Source organism: Candidatus Halobonum tyrrellensis G22 (assembly GCF_000495475.1).
GTDB classification, from domain to species: Archaea; Halobacteriota; Halobacteria; order Halobacteriales; family Haloferacaceae; genus Halobonum; species Halobonum tyrrellense.
This window is the reverse complement of sequence record NZ_ASGZ01000026.1, coordinates 13,169-31,874: the sequence shown is the minus strand read 5'-3', so window position 1 is coordinate 31,874 and position 18,706 is coordinate 13,169. Positions and strand designations below refer to the sequence as shown.

Annotated in this window: 22 protein-coding genes and 2 pseudogenes; 16 read left to right on the top strand and 8 right to left on the bottom strand. The window is 68.7% G+C overall.

What is annotated here, in order from left to right:
- Positions 1-3: 3 nt before the first annotated feature.
- From K933_RS07515 to K933_RS07505, 3 genes and pseudogenes are all read right to left on the bottom strand, one after another.
- Positions 4-432, bottom strand: coding sequence for a universal stress protein (locus K933_RS07515; RefSeq protein ID WP_023394102.1), 429 nt, complete (start codon positions 430-432; stop codon positions 4-6).
- A 100-nt stretch (positions 433-532) separates the two neighbouring features.
- Positions 533-766: a DUF7508 domain-containing protein gene (locus K933_RS07510; RefSeq protein ID WP_023394101.1), complete on the bottom strand. Its 234-nt coding sequence runs from the start codon at positions 764-766 to the stop codon at positions 533-535.
- 149 nt (positions 767-915) lie between these two features.
- Positions 916-1,338, bottom strand: a pseudogene (locus tag K933_RS07505) (DUF5796 family protein); the annotation flags it as partial.
- 221 nt (positions 1,339-1,559) lie between these two features.
- Here K933_RS07505 and K933_RS07500 point away from each other — a divergent pair.
- The 7 genes and pseudogenes from K933_RS07500 to K933_RS18985 all read left to right on the top strand — a co-directional run.
- The gene (locus K933_RS07500) at positions 1,560-2,486 is read left to right on the top strand and encodes a shikimate kinase (protein ID WP_023394099.1); all 927 of its coding nucleotides are present in this window, start codon (positions 1,560-1,562) and stop codon (positions 2,484-2,486) included.
- A 13-nt stretch (positions 2,487-2,499) separates the two neighbouring features.
- Positions 2,500-2,805: a chorismate mutase gene (locus K933_RS07495; RefSeq protein ID WP_023394098.1), complete on the top strand. Its 306-nt coding sequence runs from the start codon at positions 2,500-2,502 to the stop codon at positions 2,803-2,805.
- 160 nt (positions 2,806-2,965) lie between these two features.
- Positions 2,966-3,286 carry a hypothetical protein gene (locus tag K933_RS07490; RefSeq protein WP_023394097.1) on the top strand — a complete coding sequence of 107 codons (321 nt, stop codon included), beginning with the start codon at positions 2,966-2,968 and terminating at the stop codon, positions 3,284-3,286.
- Complete coding sequence (locus K933_RS07485) at positions 3,287-3,811, top strand: hypothetical protein (protein ID WP_023394096.1); 525 nt, start codon at positions 3,287-3,289, stop codon at positions 3,809-3,811.
- An 825-nt stretch (positions 3,812-4,636) separates the two neighbouring features.
- The gene (locus K933_RS07475) at positions 4,637-5,275 is read left to right on the top strand and encodes a hypothetical protein (protein ID WP_152529776.1); all 639 of its coding nucleotides are present in this window, start codon (positions 4,637-4,639) and stop codon (positions 5,273-5,275) included.
- Between the two features lie 309 nt (positions 5,276-5,584).
- Complete coding sequence (locus K933_RS17920) at positions 5,585-5,998, top strand: hypothetical protein (RefSeq protein WP_161631411.1); 414 nt, start codon at positions 5,585-5,587, stop codon at positions 5,996-5,998.
- 148 nt (positions 5,999-6,146) lie between these two features.
- A pseudogene (locus tag K933_RS18985) lies at positions 6,147-6,410 on the top strand (hypothetical protein); the annotation flags it as partial.
- Positions 6,411-6,640: 230 nt separating this feature from the next.
- Here the strand turns inward: K933_RS18985 and K933_RS07470 are convergent.
- Entirely contained in the window at positions 6,641-7,486 is an 846-nt protein-coding gene (locus K933_RS07470; RefSeq protein ID WP_023394094.1) for a succinylglutamate desuccinylase/aspartoacylase domain-containing protein, read from the bottom strand.
- Between the two features lie 411 nt (positions 7,487-7,897).
- On the bottom strand, positions 7,898-8,602 hold the full coding sequence (locus K933_RS07465; protein WP_023394093.1) for a carbonic anhydrase: 705 nt from the start codon (positions 8,600-8,602) through the stop codon (positions 7,898-7,900).
- A gap of 3 nt (positions 8,603-8,605) precedes the next feature.
- Between K933_RS07465 and K933_RS18320 the strand changes: the two genes are divergently transcribed.
- The 7 genes from K933_RS18320 (at position 8,606) to K933_RS07440 (ending at position 12,887) form a co-directional block, all read left to right on the top strand.
- Entirely contained in the window at positions 8,606-8,761 is a 156-nt protein-coding gene (locus K933_RS18320; RefSeq protein WP_161631410.1) for a hypothetical protein, read from the top strand.
- Positions 8,762-8,960: 199 nt separating this feature from the next.
- Positions 8,961-9,719: a ZIP family metal transporter gene (locus tag K933_RS07460; RefSeq protein ID WP_023394092.1), complete on the top strand. Its 759-nt coding sequence runs from the start codon at positions 8,961-8,963 to the stop codon at positions 9,717-9,719.
- Between the two features lie 57 nt (positions 9,720-9,776).
- On the top strand, positions 9,777-10,634 hold the full coding sequence (locus K933_RS07455; protein ID WP_080509226.1) for a cation diffusion facilitator family transporter: 858 nt from the start codon (positions 9,777-9,779) through the stop codon (positions 10,632-10,634).
- Between the two features lie 418 nt (positions 10,635-11,052).
- Positions 11,053-11,241, top strand: coding sequence for a hypothetical protein (locus K933_RS07450; RefSeq protein ID WP_049947691.1), 189 nt, complete (start codon positions 11,053-11,055; stop codon positions 11,239-11,241).
- Positions 11,242-11,451: 210 nt separating this feature from the next.
- Positions 11,452-12,096 carry a phosphatase PAP2 family protein gene (locus K933_RS07445; RefSeq protein WP_023394090.1) on the top strand — a complete coding sequence of 215 codons (645 nt, stop codon included), beginning with the start codon at positions 11,452-11,454 and terminating at the stop codon, positions 12,094-12,096.
- 256 nt (positions 12,097-12,352) lie between these two features.
- Positions 12,353-12,484: a hypothetical protein gene (locus tag K933_RS19210; RefSeq protein WP_268744624.1), complete on the top strand. Its 132-nt coding sequence runs from the start codon at positions 12,353-12,355 to the stop codon at positions 12,482-12,484.
- Between the two features lie 118 nt (positions 12,485-12,602).
- Positions 12,603-12,887 carry a hypothetical protein gene (locus tag K933_RS07440; RefSeq protein ID WP_023394089.1) on the top strand — a complete coding sequence of 95 codons (285 nt, stop codon included), beginning with the start codon at positions 12,603-12,605 and terminating at the stop codon, positions 12,885-12,887.
- An 84-nt stretch (positions 12,888-12,971) separates the two neighbouring features.
- Here the strand turns inward: K933_RS07440 and K933_RS07435 are convergent, their stop codons facing one another.
- From K933_RS07435 to K933_RS07425, 3 genes are all read right to left on the bottom strand, one after another.
- Positions 12,972-14,402 carry a small ribosomal subunit Rsm22 family protein gene (locus K933_RS07435; protein ID WP_023394088.1) on the bottom strand — a complete coding sequence of 477 codons (1,431 nt, stop codon included), beginning with the start codon at positions 14,400-14,402 and terminating at the stop codon, positions 12,972-12,974.
- Entirely contained in the window at positions 14,399-15,262 is an 864-nt protein-coding gene (locus tag K933_RS07430) for a prephenate dehydrogenase (RefSeq protein ID WP_023394087.1), read from the bottom strand. The genes K933_RS07435 and K933_RS07430 overlap by 4 nt, the downstream gene beginning before the upstream one ends.
- Positions 15,263-15,387: 125 nt before the next feature.
- Positions 15,388-16,584, bottom strand: a complete 1,197-nt coding sequence (locus tag K933_RS07425; RefSeq protein ID WP_023394086.1) for a M24 family metallopeptidase — start codon at positions 16,582-16,584, stop codon at positions 15,388-15,390.
- A 162-nt stretch (positions 16,585-16,746) separates the two neighbouring features.
- Here K933_RS07425 and K933_RS07420 point away from each other — a divergent pair, with 162 nt between their 5' ends.
- Positions 16,747-17,181 carry a HalOD1 output domain-containing protein gene (locus K933_RS07420; protein WP_023394085.1) on the top strand — a complete coding sequence of 145 codons (435 nt, stop codon included), beginning with the start codon at positions 16,747-16,749 and terminating at the stop codon, positions 17,179-17,181.
- A gap of 223 nt (positions 17,182-17,404) precedes the next feature.
- Positions 17,405-18,706, top strand: coding sequence for a 3-phosphoshikimate 1-carboxyvinyltransferase (gene aroA, locus K933_RS07415; protein WP_023394084.1), 1,302 nt, complete (start codon positions 17,405-17,407; stop codon positions 18,704-18,706).

Below are 18,706 nucleotides of genomic sequence, written 5' to 3'. Positions count from 1 at the left end.
CGGCTACTCCCCGTCGAACCGGACGGTCAACACCGGGACGGGCGCGGCCCGGACCACCTTCTCGGTGACGCTCCCCAGCAGGTAGCGTTCGAGACCCTCCCTCCCGTGGGTCGCCATCACGACGACGTCGATGCCGTACTGGTCGACGTAGTCGACGATGGTCCGGTGGGGGGTGCCCTGAACCACCTCGGTGACCCGTTCGATCCGCTGGTCGAGCGAGTCGGCGGTGTCCCCGACGATGCGCTCGCCCGTCCCCACGAGTACGTCGAGCGTCTCACCCCCCTGGAGGGTGGTGACGCTGTCGCGGTTCGTGTCCGCGACGTAGAGGACGTGGACCGTCGCGTCGAACGCCGTCGCCAGCGCCTCGGCGTGGACGAGCGCCGCGCCGGTGCCGTCGCCGCCGTCGGTGGGGAGGAGGATGTCGTCGTACATGGGTGCGCCCGAGCGCGGTGCCGGTCGTGGGAGACGGTAGCATCCGTCGGACCGTAGGCGTTACGCTCGCCGCCGGAGCCCGCGGCCCGCGCGCCCGGACTCAGAACGCCTCGTCGGCGAGGCGTTCGGCGTGCTCGCGTGACTCGGCGGCGACCCAGCGCACCTTCGCCGCGTCGCCGTAGGCGAGTTCCTCCTTCAGTTCGTCGCGGAGGACGCCGACGCCGTACCCCAGCGAGGTCCCCTCGGCGTCGCCGAGTTCGTACACGCCGTAGCGGTCGGGCGCCGCGCCGACCGCGCCGCGGTCGAACTCGCGCCACTGCTTGCGGAGGCTCACGCGTCCGCCCCGCCCCCGTCGGAGTCGCGTTCGCCGGCGGCGTCGCCCGCGCTCCCGCGCCCGTCGGCGTGTCCGTCGCCGGCCGTCCCGTCGCCACCCTCGTCGGCGCCCGCCTCGCCGTCCGCCTCGCTCTCGTCCGCCTCGTCGTTCACGAGTTCGTAGCTCCGCTCGCTCCAGTCGTCCTCGGCGAAGACGAACACCCGGCCGCGCGCGACCTCCGGGTCGGCCTCGACCGCGGTCCGCTGTCCGCCGGGGCGACGAACCGTGACCCCGGGGAACAGTTCCTCGGTCTCGCCCTCGTCGAGGATCACCCGGCCGACGCCGCTGTCCTCCAGGATCTCGTCGGCGGTCTTGCGGTCGTTGACGTACATCAACACGCCCTCGGTCTCGGTCGGGTCGGTCACGAGCACGTGCGTCTGCTTGCCCGGCGCCGTGGTGAGCGTCCCCGCCACCCGCTCGGGGACGCCGTGGTAGAACGTCTCCCGGCCGTCGAGGTACTCCACCTCGACCCCCCCCTCGCGGAGGGCGACGCTCACGGTCGCCGGCGCGACGTCGCTCTTGGCTGCGCTCATGGGTCGGGGTTCCCCCGCCGCGCGAATAAGCGCCGCGCTCCGTCGGCCTCACCGAGTGCGGTCGCGCACGTCCTCGCCGGGCGTCGCCCGCGCCCCCTTCGACCGTTGTCAGTGTCCATCCGGCCGCCGTCCATCCCCGGTCCGACCGTCGTCGCAGTCCGGGAGCCGGACCGGTCGACGCGACCGTCAGTTTCAACACGACCCACCGCGCCGGTACCCCCATGCAGGGCCGTGCCGCGGCGCCCGGGGCGGGGACCGTCGTCAACGCCATCGCGACGGGCGTCGGCTCCGCGTTCGCGCTCGACATCGAGACGACCGCCGAGGTGACCCTCGACCCCGACGCCGAGGGGGTCGAGGGGACCATCGCGGGCGCGCCCGACGGCGACACGTCGCTCGTCGAGCGGTGCGTCGAGTTCGCCGTCGCCGAGTACGGCGCCGACGAGGGCGGCACCGTCCGGACCGAGAGCGACGTGCCGACGGCGGCGGGCCTGAAGTCGTCGAGTGCGGCCGCCAACGCCGCGGTGCTGGCGACGCTCGACGCCCTCGGGCTGGAGGTGGCGGACGACCCCGACGCCGACGTGACCGGACGGGAGGCGTGTCTGGTCGGCGTCGCGGCGGCCCGCGACATCGGCGTCACCGTCACCGGCGCGGTCGACGACGCCATGGCGAGCATGCTCGGCGGGGTGGTGGTGACCGACAGCGCCGACGACAGCCTGCTGGCGCACGACCCGTTCGAGCGCGAGGCGGTCGTGTGGACGCCGCCCGCGCGGGCGTACAGCGCCGACACCGACGTCGAGCGGTGTCGACGGGTCGCGCCGATGGCGGATCTGGCGACGGAGTTGGCGATGGACGGCGAGTACGGCCGCGCGATGACGGTCAACGGGCTGGCGTTCTCGGCGGCGCTCGACTTCCCGACCGACCCCGCGGTCGAGGCGATGCCCGACTGTGCGGGCGTCACGCTGTCGGGCACCGGCCCGAGCATGATCGCGGTGGGCGCTCCCGTCCCGGCCGACGGAGACGCCGGCGGCGGCGCGGACGTGGAAGGAGGAGCCGACGGGGGATTAGAGCGCGTCCGCGAGCGGTGGGCGCGCCGGGAGGGCGAGACGCGGACGCTGCGGACGCGGAACCGAGGCGCAGTCGTTCGATGACGGGACTCCAACGATGACAGACGACACAATCGACTCGATCGACCCGGCCGAGATGGAACTGGACGAACTCCGCGAGGAGATCGAGGACATCGACCGTGAACTGGTCGAACTCATCGCGCGGCGGACGTACGTCGCCGACACCGTCGCGAGCGTGAAAGCCGAGCGCGACCTCCCGACGACCGACGAGCAACAGGAACAGCGGGTGATGGACCGGGCGGGCGAGAACGCCCAGCGGTTCGACGTGGACGCCAACCTCGTGAAGGCCATCTTCCGGCTACTGATCGAGTTGAACAAGGTGGAGCAGCGGGAACAGCGGTAGCCGTACTCCAGCGACAAAACCGTCTGGTACCCATCTAGTTCTAAAGCTATTCCTTCGACTGGGGACGGTGAGCAACACCGTATTCGGACTCGGAAGTCCGAGAGACGGGGCAGTGATGAGAGGACAAGCGTTTTGCCCCCTGCACTCACAATGTACACACATGAGTTCCGGGTCCGAGAAGAAGCGCGTACAGTTCCGCGCACCGAGAGGACTGGTCGACCGGGCCGACGCGCTCGCCGCGGTGTTCGAGACGGACCGGACGGACATCCTCATCTCCGCGCTTCGGGAGTACCTCCGGGACGCCGCCCACTCCGACGAGGTGAAACAGGAGATCGCGGATGCATTCTACGACGACGATATCTCGTTCGAAGAACTGAAGGACCTCGTCGGGCGCGAGGAGGCTGCCAACTTCCGACTACTGAAAGCACAACTGACCGACGAGTTCGTGGACGATGTCGCGGAGGAGTTGGCCGACTCGTAGATGGTGCTGATAGTCGCCGACACGTCCGCCCTCGTGAGCCTCGGGACCGTGGCGGACGCCGCATCGAACCCGCTCGACCTCCTCCTCGACTCGCATACGGTAGTCGTTCCGGAGCAGGTCGGAGACGAACTCACCGAGACGGCCTCCTACGACGACGCCTCCGGTGAGGCGGCGCAAGCGGTTCTCGACCGTCGCTCCGCGTTCGAGGTGCGGTCCGTCGAATTGGACGAGACGTTTCCGTTGGACGATGGCGAGAACGCGGCGGTCACGCTGGCGAACGAGATCGACGCCGTGCAACTGCTCTGTGACGAGTTCAATCGGCTCGCGCTCGTCCACGCCTCGCTCGCAGCGACGCGCCTCGTGACGACACCCATCCTCCTCACCGCGCTGGTTCGCAACGACGCGCTCTCACCCGACGCCGCCGAGGCGTTCCTGACCGAGATGAGTGATGCTCGCAGCTGGTCGTCGAACTCCTACGTCGAGCGTGCGAGGGCCACGCTTCGACAGCAACGTGAGAACGGTTAACCCGACTTCTACCCCGATACTTGGGGTAGACGGGTCATTCAGTCGAATCCATGGTGGATTTCGTCGATTCGAATGATGGAACAAAAGTATAATACGGGAACCAGCGGACAGCGGGAGGATATGAGGGCTGACGAGTAGATGTTTAAGTAGAATTTATAGGGAACACGTTCACAGATCGACGGACGCCGCCGAACTCCCTCTAGATGCCGAGCTTGAAGACGGCCTCACGGTAGTGGTCCTCAACCTGCTCGTAGTACGTGTGGATGTGCCGGTGCATCGCGCTCCGGTTCGTACCAATATCTGGCCCCATTACGTCCCCGCGCAGGTACTGGATCTGCGGTTCCGATAGACCAGCGTGGCGGAACCACGACGGGCACCAGTGACGAGAGTAGTGAGGCGAGATGGTTTGCACGCCTGCGTCATCGTCGAACTCATACTCCGAGTGCCAATACGTAGTCCAGATGTAACGTAGGTGATTCGGCGCATCGGGCCACCCTTCTGGGTCAGGAACACGTGGGGGTGGCCGTTATCGGGACGGATGCGGAGCCAGTCGATGAGAACGCGTCGCGTCTCGTCATCAAGGGTGGAGAAGGGTGGGAGCCCGCTTATCGACCTCCTACTACGCCGATAGGCACCTGTCTACTCCGGGTTCAGTCCGTCGCTCTACATCCGGCTCACAGGAGGTAAGTATAATCCGGTCCCTTCGCGGTCGCTGGGGACGAATGACTAGCTAGATAGCTTTAGTTTCCACTTTACAACCTCTCCAAGACGAACTATTCGGATGCTGATAACAATACTCCACTCGCTCCACAGGTCGAGTGCAACATGGCAGACAACGACGGCGACAACACGACTCGGCGACGCGTTCTCAAAGCAGGCGGTTCGATGGGTGCGATGGCTCTCGTCGGCGGGGCGGGCGTTCTCGCCTCCACGGGGAGTGCGGCGGCAGAGGTCTCTGTCAACTCGAACGAGGTCTCTGCCGCGAACCCTGACGGGGAAATCGAGGGTGTCTACATCACCCCGAAGGGCGGCATCTCGTGGGAGAACTTCGACGAGCAGGTGGACCACATCCACCTCAAAATCGAGTCGCGCGTCACGAAGAAGAACGAGACCGCGCTCACGGGCTGGCGGACGGCCTTCGAGAACACGTGGGACCTCAAGGGCGAGGCCGCGCTCGGAAACTCGTTCGACGTGGGTCCGATTCTGGGCGCAATCAACCTCTACGGCGACGCGAAGGAGGGCGAGGCGGGTGGCTCCACGGAGTACTTCAACGTGAGCGCTGACGGCGCGACCGTGCGGCGGCGCGTCGAACTCCGTTTCACGGTGGACCTGCTCCACGGCGACCGGCTGGCCGACCCCAAGTCCGAGGCCAACATCGTCGAGGAAGCGGCGTTCTACGCGGACAGCACCAACGAGGAGGCTACGTCGGGCATCTCCGTCGACAACGACGCTGGGATGGACTAACTCCACACCATCGTCGGCCCGCACTCAGTCGGGCGAGTCGGTCTTCCGGTCGATTCACCGGCCGCTGAGGGATGGGAGGTCAGTCCTTTGACTTAAAGAATGAGTTCATCGGAACCACCGGAAACAGTGGTCACACCGGAACGATGGTTTGATCCGTGACAAGACCGCGTTCAATCGTGAGGGCCGACGACTGCTACACTGTCCGTGAGACAGTCACTACTGGTGGGAGAAAGAATATACCATCTATCGCCATCTGTCAAGCTACGTCTCGTGAACTCCTCCCCTCCACGACACCTTTCGACGGACACGGTGTGGTCCATCTTCGCGGGGCTCTACGCCTTCGGCTGTGGAACACTCCCGATACTCTGGTTAGGAAGTGTCACGACCGCGTTCGCGGACTATTTTGGGGTACCCGGAGACGAAGCGCTCCTCTTGGCAAGCCCTGCGCTCGCCGTTGGAGCGGTTCTGTGGTGGCGGCTAGTCGAACGACCGACGAACTACCGCTACCGAGAGAGCGTCGCTTTCGGTGTTCTCACCGCCGTTGGAACAGTCCTCCTGTGGGTCGGCTGGCTCGCAGTTATCGACTGGCGGTGGCTGACGGTGTACCCTGTGCCGCTCGTAATTGCGTTCCTCCTTGGAGTGACTGTTCTCGTCGGTATCGTCTCAAGCCTCCCGCTCATGTTCGTACGGCGTCGACTGGGAAAGCGCTCCGCGTCTCCGTGAGCGAAGTACCGACGGCGTCGGATTCTGCCGTCGGTTCGGGCCAGTTGGGACGAATCTCACTGGAGCCCCCGGCGGAGTAGGTAGAACTCGGAGGCTCCCGCAGGGAGTTCCGTCACGACCTGTTCGTGTTCGTCGTGGGCGACGTCGGGCGTGGTTCGCGTTTGTCCTCGGATTCGCTCACGAGGAGGAGTTCGGGATCATCGCGCTCTGTGCCGGGTCGAACCACTGTCTCGAACTGAGTAGCGCATACGCCACCACCGTCATCGGAGGTGTCATCGCTGTGACGACGTTGTTGATTTCCGGTTGTCACCATTATGAGGACAGGGGTGAGAAGTACACGCCGTACCTTCCAGCGTTCTCCGCCGCTGTTCCCATCAGTGTGGGAATCGGGTTCGTTACCGGCTTGTTCTGAGCCACGATTACCGTACCGTATCTGGTCGCGTTTACGCCGGAGAGCGGTTACGGTCCTGTACCGGGTGAATTTCGGACGTCTCAGAATCCGGGGGGCTTTAATTTCTCCATGTCGTGATGTGGATTCCAGCTACCTGAACAACGCGGAGCAACGGAGCGGTCGGTAGCCAAACTCGGGGTTTCTTCTCTGGTCGAATAGCCACGTTCCCTTCCGGCCGGCCAGACGTCTGGTCACTCCCCGCTGTCAGTCCACGCGGTCTTCGCGTCGTCGACCGTCTCGCCGATCTTCCGCCCACGGTAGCCGAAGATACTGGAGTATCCCGACTGCGACATCAGTATCGGAACGAACGGGTCGTCCGCCAGGAGGGTGCCGTCCGTCGACCGTGCGTACGCTTCGTCCGCCTGCACGCGCTCGAAGTTCCTCGCAAGTAGCTCGTACGATTCGTCCCCGGACGGCTTCTCGACTTCGTCGTAGATTTCGAAGTAGGTAGTATCGGGAGCGTACATCGGAGCTCCCTCGGAGAGCGCGTCCTCGTTGTTGAGGAACGCCCGGATCAGCATCTCGGCTTTGCCGATCGCGTTCGGCGTCTCCACCCTCCCGGCCTCTATTGAGACGACCGGTCCAGTCGAACTGAACGAGGATTCGACGACTGGCGTCTCGTTAACGACGGAGGCGATCGGGAGCTGTGACGCGACCTCGAGTGAACGGGGGTGCCCCTCCGAGATGAACGCGATCGGCTCCGGGGTCGCGTGCGTCGTGTGGATCGCGAGCGTGACGAGTCCCGCCGTCTCCTCGACCAACTGGGCTGCAAGGCGACGTTCGAGGTCGTCCGCATTCTGATCGCCCGGGAACACCCGGTTCATGTCCGCGTCGAGAAAGCGACGGTGTGCGATAGACGCCGGCGGATTAGCGACGACGAACTTCACTCCGCGCTCGAACGTCGGTGACGATTCGATGATGCGACGGACGGCACGGGCTCCCGTCGGTTCGTCACCGTGAACGTTGCAGACGACCGCCAGCTCCGGATCACCCGGCCCGAACTCCGCGATGTCCGGGGAGACGTTGTGAAATTTCATAGATAGGAGTAGTACGTGCGCTGGACACAAAGTTCGTCGGACTAGTACCGATACAGAAGAGGCACGGCTGACTCGAACACGGGACCCCGTTCATCGGGGACAGCCACTATCGGACTAGCTTCTGAACTGTATGGTGTGAGCTCGGACTGTCCGCAGCGACGACTTCCCGACCACGCGAAATCGTATCGGGTGGACTCGTCGGACCAGCCGTCGTATCCACGGATCTCGGACACCGCCGGGGTCGACGTGGATCCGGTCGAAGCGGTCCGCGACGTCGGAGAGCGCGAGTGAGGGCGTTCGTGGATACGAGTGTTCGTCGCTCGCCTCACCGAGGAACCGTCAGGGGGAGGTGGCGACGGAGTTCCTCGACCAAGCGACGCCCAGTTCCTGACGGGTCCGGGCCGTCGCGGCTCAGTGCTCCCAGAGCCGTTCGATCCGCGATTCCACGTCAGGGTGTTCGACCCGGAGCGTCTCGACGCTCCGCTCGCCGTCGACGTTGACGACGTGGACCTCCCCGCGCCGGCCGGAGTAGGCGTCTTGGAAGTCGTAGACGACGCCGACGACACCCGTGTCGCCGGGCACCTCGTCGCTCTCGCGGAGGAACGCGACCTGCCGGTCGACGTTGTACTCGACGAGTCGGTTCACCGCGTCCGCGCGGTCGAGACCCGCGGGGAGGCGGTCGACGCCCGGTTCGAGCCGCGGCGTCAGCAGGTCGAGACAGTGGGTGATGCCCGCCGGCTCGGAGGCGTCGGCCGCGTCCTCGTTCTCGTCCTCGTCGGTCAGGCGGTCGTACGCCGCCGTGACCGCGCCACAGCCCGTGTGTCCCACGACGACGACCGCCTCGGTCCCGGTGTGTGCGAGCGGATAGAGCACGTCTCCCGAGACGGCCTCGCCCGCGTCGGTCCGCTGGACCACCCGGTTGCCGATGTTGGCGCACGTGAAGACGTGTCCGGGCTCGTCGTTCCCCCAGAGGTGGTCCTGCAGGACCCGCGAGTCCGAACAACAGACGGTGACGACGTCCGGGTGCTGTGACTCCTGAACGCCGTCGAATCGGGCGTCGAACTCGGCTGCGTGTTCCAGATTCGCCTCCAACAGGTCGACGAACGGCCGGCGCATACCGTGGAGAACACACCCACGGGCAAGATACCTCGGATCGCGACGCGCGAGACGAACGTCCGCCCGGAACGCCGCCTCGCCCGCCGGGACCGTCCGGGGGCGTCGGAGGTGACGTGGGGCGTCCTCCTCGTCCTCGCCGGACTCGCCGCCCGGCGGTAGACGCAAAGCGGGTCCGCCGTGTCCGGAACCGGCTCCACCTACCCGATCGGTGATACGGGGGTCGACCACCGGAAACCGGCCGATTTCGGCGCGTTCACCGACTGCTCCTCCGTTTTTTTGGTACGCCTCGACGGACGGGACAGTGTAGATTCCTATCTGAGATGGAGTAATTTATGCGTCGAGTACCCCACGTGCGAACATGGCGTTACCACTGCCGGTTCACCCGGTCCTCGCGCAGGCGTCGGGGGCGGGCAACCAGGGCGGACTGCTGACTAATCCGTGGTTCTACGCGGTGTTCTCCGGGGTCTCACTGACCGTCGGGTCGGCGATCGGGATCTGGATCGACCCCGAGAAGCGGTGGCAGGCGATCCTCCTCGCGGTCGGGGGCGGGTCGCTGATCATCTCGCTGGCGTACGAACTGTACGACCCGGCGGTCCAGACCATGGGCAAGTGGGCCGCCTCGGGGGTGTTCCTCGGCGGCGTCGCCACGTTCGGCGGACTCGACATCCTGATCGACCGGTTATCGGACGACGAACAGCAGGAGAACGGGTTCGGGCTCTGGGCGAGCATCACCACCGACGGCATCCCCGAGAACGCCGCGATGGGGTCGCTGCTGACGGGGCAGGTCCACGGCGTGCTCGCGTTCCTGTTCGCGCTCGCGGTGACGAACGGGTCGCAGGCGATGCTAGCCGGCACGAACATGAGCGAGAGCCACGGAAAGTGGAAGACGCTCGGCGCGTTCGTCGCGACGGGTATCGTGGTCGGCGCCGCGGTGATGCTCGGCTACTGGTACCTCCCGTCGGTGGCCGACTTCTGGGTCGCCGCGGTGCGGGCGTTCGCGGGCGGGGCGATCCTGGCGTCGCTCGCGGGTGAGATCTACCCCGACGCCTACGAGCAGGCGGGACCGTACATCACGCTGGCGACCGCCGTCGGGTTCCTCGGCACGTTCCTGCTGTAACCGCGCCGCGGGACCGCACGGTTCGAACCGGTCGCCCCGGCGCGCCAGCAGTCCTCGATCTCGGACACCGGCAACCAGGTGTTCCTCCTCGTCGGGATCTGGTTCGGCAACCGGGAGGCCGACCGCGACCACCCGTTCGGTCACGGGAAGGCGCAGTTCTTCTACAGCTTTCTCGTGAGCGTGCTCCTGTTCGGTATCGCGGGGTACGCGAGCGCCCGCGAGGGGTACGACGCGCTGACGCACGGCGAGACGCACCTGGCCGCCGGGACCGCGACCGTCCCGCTGACCCACGTCTCCGTCCCGGGCGCGTGGGTGAGCTACGGCGTCCTGGTCGGCGCGATCGGGTTCGAGGGGTACGCCTGGCGGAAGGCGTACCGCGAGATCAGCCGGATCAAGCGCGAACACGACTGGAGCGGGCTGGTGGAGACGTTCGAGAAGACCAGCCAGGTCACGACGCTGACCGCGTTCACCGAGGACTCGGTGTCGATCACCGGGTTGGTCGTCGCACTGGTCGGTCTCGCGGCGACGCAGTTGACGCACGACCCGGTGTACGACGGGGTCGCGGCGCTCGTTATCGGCGTCCTCCTGATGGGGTTCGCGCTCGCGCTGGCGTGGCAGAACAAGCGGCTCCTGCTCGGCGAGAGCCTCCCCGCGGACGAGGAGGCGGAACTCCGGGCGGTCGTCGGGAACTTCGAGGGCGTCGCCGCGCTCCGCGACCTGCGCTCGGTGTACTTCGGGCAAGAGCACGTGGTCGTGACGGCGGACGTCCGCTTCGACGCGGACATGACCGCCGAGGAGGTGGCGGAGGCGATACCCGAACTCGAAGCGGCGCTTCGCGGGACCAACGGGAAGGTCGCGGAAGTGTACGTCGAACCCGAGGCGCACGCGCCGACGCGCGACTACCCCGCGGTGTAGCACGACCACGGCGGGCCGGGCGGCGAGTTCGTCCCCGCGACGAGCACGCTCTCCTCGCGGCGAAGCGTCACGCGGCCGCACTGGCGGCCGGGTCGGCCGACGCGACGGCGGCCGGACCGTCGGGCGCCGGCCACCCGTACCCCCCGGCGCCTCGGACACCTCCGACACCCCGACGCGTCCGTCGCGGAACTCCGACAGTTCCTCGCGCGAGTGGACGCGAGAACGGGTCGACGTGGGGAGCCGAGTGTCCGACCGGCGCGCGCGGGAGCCGACGACGACTCGACGCCCAATTCGCGTGACTGGAGCGTGGTCGGTCCGGCACACGAGGCGCGACCCGCCCCGTGTTGCCGGCCGGAGACCGGGAGAAAGTATTCATTCCTCCAGTCACATGTCTCGCTCGCGGCAAGTGGGGATGTGCATGAATAGCACATATCAGAAACTGGAAAACGCATCCAACCGGGAAGTCAGAGAACTGCACGGACAACTGTACCGAAAGATCAAGCAGCTCCAGCGCGACCGGAACCTCGTGTTGGAGGAACTCGACGCGCGGCACGAAGCCGGCGATACCGACGACGAGACCGAGGCCGAGCTAGACGTCCTCCAGTAACGCGTCGACGAGTCGTGTGCTCCCTCGACGACGGCGCGGGCGTGGTCGGACGCGCGCCCGTCGCGCGAGGCTGTCGGCAGTGCGGGGCGCCCGGACGGACGACGGACTCCGAGACGAGCGCCCCGGCCCCGGCCTGAGCGGGTGTACACCCGCGTTCCCCCCGGGGTCGGCCGACGGCATTTTTCCCCGTCGCGGCGTACCGAACCGGCGATGAGTCTGCTCTCGGACGCGATGACGTACTACCCGTACGTCTTCCACCCGATCACGCTGGTCGGCGCGGGGAGCCTGCTGTTGCTCCACTACGAGTGGGCGCTCCAGCACGCCGACCGGGCGGCGCTCAAGCGGCGCGTCGCCGCCTTCGTCGGCGCGGGCGCGCTCGCGCTCCTCCCGACGGTGGCGTTCTTCGTCGTCACCGGGGCGAACCCCGTCGAGTCGACGCAGGGGAACAGTTGGGTGATGGACTCGCTGGTCGCAAGCGGCCTGCTGATCGTCGCGAGTACGACCTGGCTCCTCTGGCGCCGGTTCGAGTGGGGCGACCTGCTCCCGGGGATGATGGTCGCGCTGGCCGCGGTGACGGTGCCGTACGTCGGTCTCTCGCCCGTCTGGAACGTCTCCGGTCACGTCACGCTGTCGCTGCTGCCCGCGCTGTATCTCACGCTCGTCGACCGGAAGTTCTGGCCGCTACTCGTCGTTCCGGTCGTGATGGTTCCCAACCGACTCTACCTCGACGCTCACACCCCCGCGCAGGCCGTCGGCGCGTTCCTCCTCACCGGCGCAGTCACCGTCGCCGTCTACTGGTGGCAGGTCGGCGGCACGCTCCGTCCGGTGACGGACGCGCGCGCCGACGAGTCGTGACGGCGCCCGGCGGTCCGAGGGCGACGAGCGGCGGTCGACCCCTGAAACCGCCGGGGAGGCGGAGGCGGGGGACCGACGCGCCGAGGGGCCCGAGTTCGGATCGCGTCGAGACTCTCCCGATCCGTCGATCGTTCGTCACGATCTGCGAGCGGTCTCCGTACGGGCACCTAGAATATTAGGATCGTAATACGATACAATGTATCTTAATTCACCCCATGAAACGCTCAAATACAGTGATGCGGTACGACGTGACACGATGACCGACTCCATGAAGGACGTTTCGCACACGGCGCCGCACGAGACGTCCGCCGACGCGGTGTGGGAGCGAGGGAACGAGAAATCCGACGACGCCGCCGACGAGAGCGAACCGGCCGTGGCCGACGACTGATCGACCGCGCGGAGAGTACTGGTCGTACGGGTGTTTATCGCGGGATATTCGAGACGATCGAGGATCGATGCTGGCCGAAATCGTATTAACCTAGGAGTCGCACGCTAGGAATAGACACATGTCGAAGCGGGCAGAGCGACCCGGCGACGGGTGGGGGCGCGACCCCGCCTCGCTCGACCTCACGCCGGAGTCGTACCCCGACTGGACGGCGAACGGAGCCGTCGCGTCGACAGACGGAGCCGTGACCGAAGCCGAACCCGACGAGGACGGGGGCACGCCGGATCGACCCACGTCGTCGACGGCCGACACGCTCGTCCGGCGAGCGATGAGGGCCGACGAGGCGAACCCGGCGCCCGAGGAGTACGAGACGTTCGGCGTCGTCGGCTACCGACCCGAGGAGTGAGCACCGGCCGACCCGGCGGCCGTCGACGACGCCCCGGGCGGCGCGCGGGCTGCCGGTCGGCACGGGGTCCCCGACCGAGCGGACTCAGGGTGCGACGAGGTCGACCACCGTCTCGGCCTCACACACCAAGTTGTACGCCCCCTCGTCGTCGTTCCAGAGGACGAGGGCGTTCTCGAACGCGAGCACCGCGCCGTACGGCGCGTCCGGCAGGTCCCGGTTGAGCGCCGACTCGCCCGTCACCACCGCGTACGCTTCGAGTTCCTCCGAGCCGTCGCCCACCTTGAACAGCGGGTTCGCCTTCGGGTCGCTCAGGTCGCGTGAGAGCTTCACCGCGAGCAAGTTCACCCGGTTGGTGACGTGCCGCTCCGCCTCCGCCAGTCGCGCGTGGCGGTCGGGGTCCGCGCGCACGTCGACCCGCCGGCGGCCGTCGGTCCGCAACAGGGCGTACGAGAAGCGGACGTCGACGTTGGTGAACGTCCCGGGTTCGTCGTCGGGACCCCGGCGCTCGGCGTCGTCGAGTCGCGCCTGGAACCCCGGCACCGCGAGCGACGGCCGCTCGTCGAACGACCAGCCGCGGTCGCTCGGCGCGGCGTCGGGCCACAGCCGGAGGTCCGGGCCGTACACGCCGACGTCGCCGCCGGGCGGCGTCAGCGCGCGTTCGACCGCGCGCATCCCGGTCGAGGTGTTCAGATCCGCGGGCGCGAGCAGGAGACACGAGCCGTCGGGCGCGAGCGCGTCGAGGTAACGGTCGACGGTCGCCTCGGGGTCGCGCAGTTCCGAGAGCACGTTCCCGAACAGCAGCAGGTCCACCTCGCCGACGGACTCGGGGTCGAACGACTCGGCCGTGCTCCGGTGGACCGTGGTTCCGAAGTTGCGCCGCGTCTCGCCGAGCATCCGTTCGAGCACGTCGGCGTTCGCGCTGGGTTCGAGCGCGTGGTAGTCGACGAGCGCGTCGTCGGGGAGGTAGTCGTGGAGACCGAGCGCCGGCCCGCCCGTCCCCGCGCCAACGTCGAGCACGCGGAGCCGCCGGGGGAGGAGTTCGCGTTCGGCCAGGTCGTCGAGCGCGTACCCCACGGCGGCGTAGAAGTCGGGGAGGTGATACACCGCGTAGCCCAGCGCGGCGTCGGCGTCGTACTCGACGTCCCACCCCTGGTAGTACTCCTCTTTCAGCCGGCGGATGGTCGCACGCAGGCCGTCGCCCGACTCGCCGGTCGCCCACTCGCGGCCGTACCGCTCGACGAGCAGCCCCTCCAGTTCGTACGCGTACGCGTCGGGGAACGCCTCCGGCTCCCACCCGGGCCGGGGCGCGGGGTCGTCGTTCGCGGGGACGAACGTCCCGTCGTCGCGTTCGACGAGTCCGAGGTCGAACGCCTCCTCGCGGAGCGCGCGCCGGACCACCGCGGGGTGGGGCTGGCCGGGGAGGTACTCGTACACCTCGTCGGGGTCGACGGGGCGGACGTTCCGGAGGTACTTGGCGGTGCTCCGCAGTTCCTCGCGGTCGACGCCCGCGCTCATCGGCCGAACAGCCCGCCGTCGCGGTCGGACCCCTCCGAGTCGTCGGCGTCGTCGCCGTCGTCGTCCTCGTCGAGACCGGCGCCGAGGCTGATCTCGGGCGCCCAGTCGTCGGCCGCGACGCGTTCGCCCGCGCGCTCGAACAGTTCGACGAACCGGTCGTCGTCGGTGACCGCGAGCGCACGGGCGGCGGTTGCCAGGTCGTCGGCGCCGCCGAACGTCCCGCGGATGTCGGCGTACACGCGGGGGTTGCCCGCGGTGACGGTCCGCGCGAGGTCGCGCAACTCCTCGGAGACGGGCGTCTGGAACCGCTCGTCCACGCCCTCGTCGGCCGCGAGCGCGTACGCCAACACGGCGGTGTGGGCCGCGGTCTGGACCGACGCCATCGCGTCGTCGTGTTCGTCGGCGGTGGTCTCGAACACGTCGTTGCCCGCCTCGATCAGTCCCTTGCGGACCCGGTCGACGGTCGCCCCCGCCCGACCGGGCACGTACGCCACGTTGCCGGGGGCGCGCTCGGGCGCGAACAGCGGGTGGAAGCTGGCGTACTCGCCGTCGGCGTGCTCCTCCATCGCCTCCAGCGGTCCCGTCATCGCGCCCGAGACGTCGACCAGCGCGCCGTCGGCCGCGTTGGGCGCGTAGCGTTCGACGGCCGCGGCGGTGTCCGGGATCGGAACCGCGAGCACGACGCAGTCGAAGCGCTCGTCGGTCTCCGGGTCGACCACGCGGCCGTCGACGACCGCCTCGGCCGCGTCGGTCGCCGCCTGGGGGTTCGTGTCGACGAAGCCGACACGCTCGGCGGTCGACCGGAGCACCTCCCCGGCCCACCGTCCCATCTGTCCCGCGCCGACGACGAGCAGTCGCATGGGGACGTGTATCCCGAGGGCCGCCGAAAGGGTATCGGTCCGCGCGACGCGAGCACGGGGAGATCGAGTCAGTCGGGTTACGCGTCTCGTCCGGAGCGCCCGCCCGGTGTCGCGTGCGCGTCGGCTCAGCCGACGACGAGTTCGACCGGGTAGTCGGTGAGGTTCTCGTAGCCGTCCTCGGTCACGACGACGATGTCCTCGATGCGGACGCCGCCCACCGCGGGGTCGTACAGCCCGGGTTCGACGGTGATCACGTGGCCGGGTTCCAGCGCGCCGCCGCGGGGGTTGAGTCCGGGCCGTTCGTGGACCGCGAGCCCGACGCCGTGGCCCGTCGAGTGGATGTACCCCGTCTCGGTCGTCGGGTCCGACCGGAGCGTCGGGTGGCCCGCCGCCTCGTACACGTCGCAGGCGGCGGCGTGAACGTCCGCGCCGGTCGCCCCCGGTTCGACCGCCGCGAGCGCCGCCTCCAGCGCCTCCTCGGTGAGGTCGTATCTGTCCCTGATCTCGTCGCTCGGCTCCCCCTTGAGGAACGTCCGGGTCATGTCCGAGTGGTACTTGCTCGCCTTGTCGCGGGGGAACACGTCGATGACGATGGCCTCGTCGGCGGACAGCGGGCCGCTCCCGCGGTCGTGGGGGTCGGCGGCGTCGGCGCCGCCGGCGACGATGGTCTCGTCGAGCGCGCAGCCGTGGCGGAGGAGGGTGACCTCTATCTCCTCGCTGACCCGCTCGCTGGTCAGCGGCTCCCCCTCGTGGGTCAGCGTTCCGTCGTCGGCGACGCCCGCGCCCGCGATCAGTTCCTCGGCGGCGCGGAGCGCGGCCTCGTTCGCCTCCTGCGCGCGCCGGACGTGTTCGACCTCCTCGTCGGTCTTGACTGCGCGGACGCTCTCGACTACGTCGTCGCCGTCGACGCCGACGCCGACGCCCGCCTCGCGGAGGCCGTCGGCGACGCCGACCGGGAACCGGTCGGGGACGAGGGCCGACTCGACGCCCAGGTCGGCGAGGAACGCGGCGTACGTGCGCGCGGTCCCCTCGCGTTCGCCGTACTCGCCGACGCGCTCGTGGTAGTCGTAGTCGGCGAGGCGGGCGACGGCGTCCGCGCGCGACTCCTTCTTCGCGCGGCCGTACTCCAGCCCGGAGACGAGGACGGCGAGTTCGCCGGTCCCGTCAGGGGCGGTGAGTGCGTACGCGGTGAAGAACGGGTCGGGCGCGTCGAACCCGGAGAGGTAGAGCTGGTTCGGCTCGGTGCTGGCGGCGTCGAGACAGTAGGCGTCGACGCCCGCGGCGTCGAGTCGGTCGTCGAGCGTCGAGAGGTCGGGGTCCACGCCTCCGAGACGTGCGCCGGGGAGTAAAGTCGTTACAGATCCAGCAGTCGGGGAACGGCGAGTGGGTCGACTTTCGCGGGAAAGACTCCCATCGGTATAAAAAGACCTTCGATAGTAAGAACTCAAAGTAAACGGGCGCTGAGTCGTCTACCGTGCTGACGAATGAGTAGCCGTGGAAGCGACCGGCCCGACGACGGTCGGTCGTCCGACGACCCCCCCGGGTCGACCAACGAGTATCGGAGTCCGGCAGCGCCGAGCGACGAAGGCGTGTACGGCGTGGAGTTCGACGGGGAGACCGTCTACCGAACCCGGTTCGACCCCGGGGTGCGAGACCCGAGCACCATCGTCCTCGCGATGGTCGCGGCGGTCACCGGCACCCCGGTCGAGGAACTCGAACCGCTCTGGCCGACGATCGACCTCGAAGCGCTCGACCGACTGTTCCCGGCCAGAGGTGGCGGGGGGATGAGCATCGAGGGGAGCGTCCACTTCCGGTACGAGGGGACGGAAGTGACCGTCTGTGACGACGGCTACGTCACCGTCCGGGCGGTCGACGACTCCGACCGCGACTGGGTGTCGGCGGGTCACGACGAGGAGTAGGGGGCGACCCCGCGTCGGGGGGCGCGGGCCGCACTGCGGTGGGCCACAGGGGGACCGAGGACACCACGGCGACGGAGGGCGGACCGGGCTATCCGGGACGGATCGGGCGGCGCGGACGGACGGATCGGGCGGCGCGGACGACACCCGAGACTGTGGACGGCCGGGCGGCGCCGGGGGGAGCCGCACCGGTACACACTTGCCCGGCGGGACGGAGAGGCGAGCCATGGACGCACACGTCTCGCCGTCCCGCGTCGCGGGGCGCGCGCGCGCACCGCCGTCGAAGAGCTACACGCACAGGGCGATCCTCGCCGCGGGCTACGGCGAGGGCACGGTCGTCCGCGACCCGCTAGACAGCGCCGACCCGCACGCCACCGGCCGCGCCGTCGAGGCGTTCGGCGGCGACGTCGAGTGGGACGACGACGCGAGCGCGGTCCGCGTCGACGGGTTCGCCGGCCGACCGGAGACGCCCGAGGACGTGGTCGACTGCGGCAACTCCGGGACGACGATGCGACTCGTCACCGCGACCGGGGGGCTGGCGGGCGGGCTGGTCGTGTTGACCGGCGACGGCTCGCTCCGCTCGCGCCCGCAGGGACCGCTGCTGGACGCGGTGACGAACCTCGGCGGGCGCGCGGAGTCGACGCGCGGGAACGGCCAGGCGCCGCTCGTCGTCGGCGGGGCGATGTCGGGCGGGTCGGTCGCCATCCCCGGCGACGTCTCCTCGCAGTTCGTCTCCGCGCTGTTGATGGCGGGGGCGGTGACCAACGACGGCATCGAGGTGGAGTTGGAGACCGAACTCAAGTCCGCGCCGTACGTCGAGATCACACGGGAGTTGCTCGCCGACTTCGGCGTCGACACCGAGCGGACCGACGCGGGGTTCCGCGTGCCCGGCGGGCAGACGTACCGCGCCGACGAGTACGCGGTGCCGGGCGACTTCTCGTCGATGTCGTACCTGCTGGCGGCGGGCGCGCTCGCCGCCGAGGACGGCGAGACGCTCACCGTCGAGGGTGCGCGCCCCAGCGCGCAGGGCGACTCCGCCATCGTCGAGATACTCGACCGCATGGGCGCGGATATCGACTGGGACCGCGATGCGGGCGAGATCGGCGTTGGTCGGGCGGCGCTGTCGGGCGTCGAGGTGGACGTGGGCGACACGCCCGACCTCCTGCCGACGATAGCGGTTCTGGGCGCGGCCGCCGACGGCGACACCCGGATCGTCAACGCCGAGCACGTCCGTTACAAGGAGACCGACCGGGTGGCCGCGATGGCCGAGGAGTTGGGGGAGATGGGCGCGTCGGTCACCGAGGAGCCCGACTCGCTGACGGTCCACGGCGACGACTCCGACCTCCGCGGCGCGACGGTCGACGGCCGCGGCGACCACCGCCTCGTGATGGCGCTCGCGGTGGCGGGGCTGGTCGCCGACGGCGAGACGAAGATACGGGGCGCCGAACACGTCGAGGTGTCGTTCCCCGGCTTCTTCGAGACGCTCGCCGACCTGGGCGCGGAAGCGCTGGCCGGCGGGTGGCCGTAG